The sequence below is a fragment of the Mumia sp. genome (assembly GCF_028803055.1).
GTDB lineage: Bacteria > Actinomycetota > Actinomycetes > Propionibacteriales > Nocardioidaceae > Mumia.
On sequence record NZ_JARBCJ010000276.1, the window covers coordinates 1 to 2902 of the forward strand.

Here is a 2902-nt window from a genome sequence, read left to right on the forward strand (position 1 = left end):
CGCCGCCCGATGCGGTCATCGCGAAGGACGCCTTCGGACGCACCTCCTCCAACGGGTTCGGGACGGCAGACGTCGGTGGTTCCTGGTCGACCACCTGGCTGGCCAGCAACTACTCGGTCGCCGACGGGGTCGGCCGCCTCCAGATGCACGTTGCCGGAGGCACGTCGACCGCATGGCTGAGCTCCGTCAGCGGGACGTCGACGGAGCTGACGGCCGAGGTCCGCGCCGAGAAGGTTCTCACCGGCTCGGGGATCTTCGCCTGGTTCGGGGTCCGTGGTTCGGTCAACGACGGCTACCGGGTGCGCCTGAGACTTCAGCCCGATGGGCAGGTCGTCGTTTCGCCGAGCCGTTTCGTCGGCGGAGCCGAGTCGCTGCTCGCGAGCACCGTGGCCCCCGGTCTCTCCTACCAGCTCGGCGACGTCCTGAAGGTCAAGGTGCAGGCGGTCGGCACCTCACCGACGACGGTCCGCGCCAAGGTGTGGAAGACCGGGGAGGCGGAGCCGGCATCGTGGACGGCCTCGGCGACGGACTCCACCGCTGCGCTGCAGGCAGCGGGTGGAGTCGGCGTCTCCGGATACCTGGGAGGCTCGGCGACGAACGCGCCTCAGGCGCTCGTCTACGCCAACCTGCTCGCCAAGGTCATCGACTGACGTGCCGTCTCGGCCTACGGTAGCCATCGCCGTACTCACGTTCCGGCGCCCTGAGGACATCGAGGCGAGCCTGCCGCGGCTGGTCGCGCAGGTTGCCTCGTACCCGGGGCACGCCTACGTGCAGGTCATCGACAACGACCCGTCGGCGAGTGCTCGCGACGTCGTAGGTTCCTTCCCGGGCGACGTCGTCCGCTACGCGCACGCGCCGACGCCGGGCATCGCCGCCGCGCGGAACCGGGCGCTCGCCGAGGTCGACGACGCCGACCTGCTCGTCTTCATCGACGACGACGAGCGCCCCAGCGACGGTTGGTTGGACGCGCTCGTGCGGACGTACGAAGACCATCCTGGTGTCCTGGGCGTTGTCGGACCGGTCGTCTCAGAGTTCGCGCACGCGCCGGAGCCATGGATCCTCGCAGGCCGCTTCTTCACGCGCCGCCGTCTTCCGACGGGAACCGTCGTCGACGTGGTGGCCACCAACAACCTCCTGCTCGACCTCCGCCTCCTACGGTCCCTCGGCCTGGCGTTCGACAACCGGTTCGGGCTCACCGGCGGCTCGGACACGCTCTTCAGTCATGACGCGCGGCTACGGGGCGGGCGATTCGTCTGGTGCGACGAGGCACTGGTGACCGACGTCGTGCCGCCGGAGCGTCTGACCCGCGACTGGGTCGTGCGACGCTCCTATCGCAGCGGCAACTCGTGGAGCCGGACCAACCTCGCCGTCTGCGTCGGACCGGGGGCCCGCCTCCGTCAGCGCGCCAGCCTGCTCGCTCAGGGCACGGTGCGCGTCGCTGGAGGGGCGTTGCGCTGGACGGCCGGTCGTCTGACCGGCTCCTTGTCGCAGCGCGCGCAGGGCACCCGCAACATCGCTCGTGGCTCCGGGATGGTGGCAGGCATCCTCGGCCACCGCTACTCGGAGTACGCGCGGGAGGTGCCGCAGGTGAGCGAGCCCTCTCTTGCACGGCCGCGGGTGGCGGTCGTCCTCGGCCACGCGCAGGATCCCGAGGAATGGCGTCGCCGTCACGAGGCCGGCCTCGCGTGGGACGTCACGCCGTACGGGTACGAGAAGGCCCAGCGTTGGTTCGACATGGCGTGGGCACGGTCCCACCCGGAGGGCAGGCTTGGCAGACGCCTCCGCGAGGCCTTCCGTCAACGCCTCGGGTTCGACCTGGTTCATGCATTCCGCAACCGGCGACTCGTCGCCGACTCAGACGTGGTGTGGACGCACACCGAGCGCGAGCACCTGGCGGTGCTGGCGGTCCAGAGGCTCGAGCGCAAGAGCCGCCGCACCCCGGTGATCGCGCAGACGGTGTGGCTCTGGGACGAGTGGGCGGACCTCCCGGCATGGCGGCGGCGGCTGTACGCGTCGCTGCTTCGCGGTGCCGAGGTGGAGCTGGTCCACAGCCGGTGCAACCGAGAGATCTCGCGTCGGCGCGTCACTGGGCGGGAGGTCGTGCTGGTGCCGTTCGGCTCGGCATCGGTCGCGGGGGAGACGGGTGCCGAGGTCGCGCCGAGCGGGCGCTCCTTGGTCTTGTCGATCGGCAACGACCGACACCGTGACTGGGAGGCCTTGCGCGAGGCCGCCCGCAGCCTCCCCGAGGTGGACTTCGCCGTGGCCACCCGGTCACCGCGCGCGACCGGGCTCGACTGGCCTGCGAACGCCACCGTCGCGCCGGTCACTAACGTGCGGGACCTGGCGGCGCTCTACTCGTCCGCGGCCGTGGTGGCGGTCCCTCTGCTCGACAACGCCCACGCGTCCGGTGCCACGGTGTGCATCGAGGCCCTCAGCGCCGGACGGCCTCTGGTGGTGAGCGACGCAGGTGGCATCGCCGACTACGTCGAGGGAGACGCCACGCTGGTTCCTGTGGGCGAGACCGACGCGCTGACCAAGGCGATCATCGACGCGGTGTCAGAGCAGTCCGACGCGGCCGGGGACCGATCGGCTGACCGCGGCCTGACTCAGGACGACTACGTCGGGCGGTACGTGCTGGTGACCCGATGTCTCCTCGAGGGCGCACCGTGGGACCCGCGCATCAGTGCCTTCGCGCCTGTGGGGCCGATCTGAGTCAGACGAACCAGGGTCCGCCTTCGCTGATCGAGTAGTCCAGGTCGCGGGTCCGCTGGCCGATGACCTTGGCAGGGATGCCGCCCACGACGGCGTAGTCGGGAACGTCTCGCGTCACGACGGCGTTGGCGGCCACCACAGCACCCTCGCCGATCCGGACACCCGGGAGGATGGTCGCGCGGAAGCTGAT

At 70.7% G+C, this 2902-nt stretch carries 1 protein-coding gene and 2 pseudogenes; 2 read left to right on the top strand and 1 reads right to left on the bottom strand.

From position 1 onward, the window contains the following. Window positions 1-650, top strand: a pseudogene (locus PV363_RS16960) (hypothetical protein); the annotation flags it as partial. A 1-nt stretch (window position 651) separates the two neighbouring features. After that, complete coding sequence (locus PV363_RS16965; RefSeq protein WP_301022973.1) at window positions 652-2712, top strand: glycosyltransferase; 2061 nt, start codon at window positions 652-654, stop codon at window positions 2710-2712. A gap of 1 nt (window position 2713) precedes the next feature. On the opposite strand, the pseudogene PV363_RS16970 reads toward PV363_RS16965, so the two are convergent. After that, a pseudogene (locus tag PV363_RS16970) lies at window positions 2714-2902 on the bottom strand (type B chloramphenicol O-acetyltransferase); the annotation flags it as partial.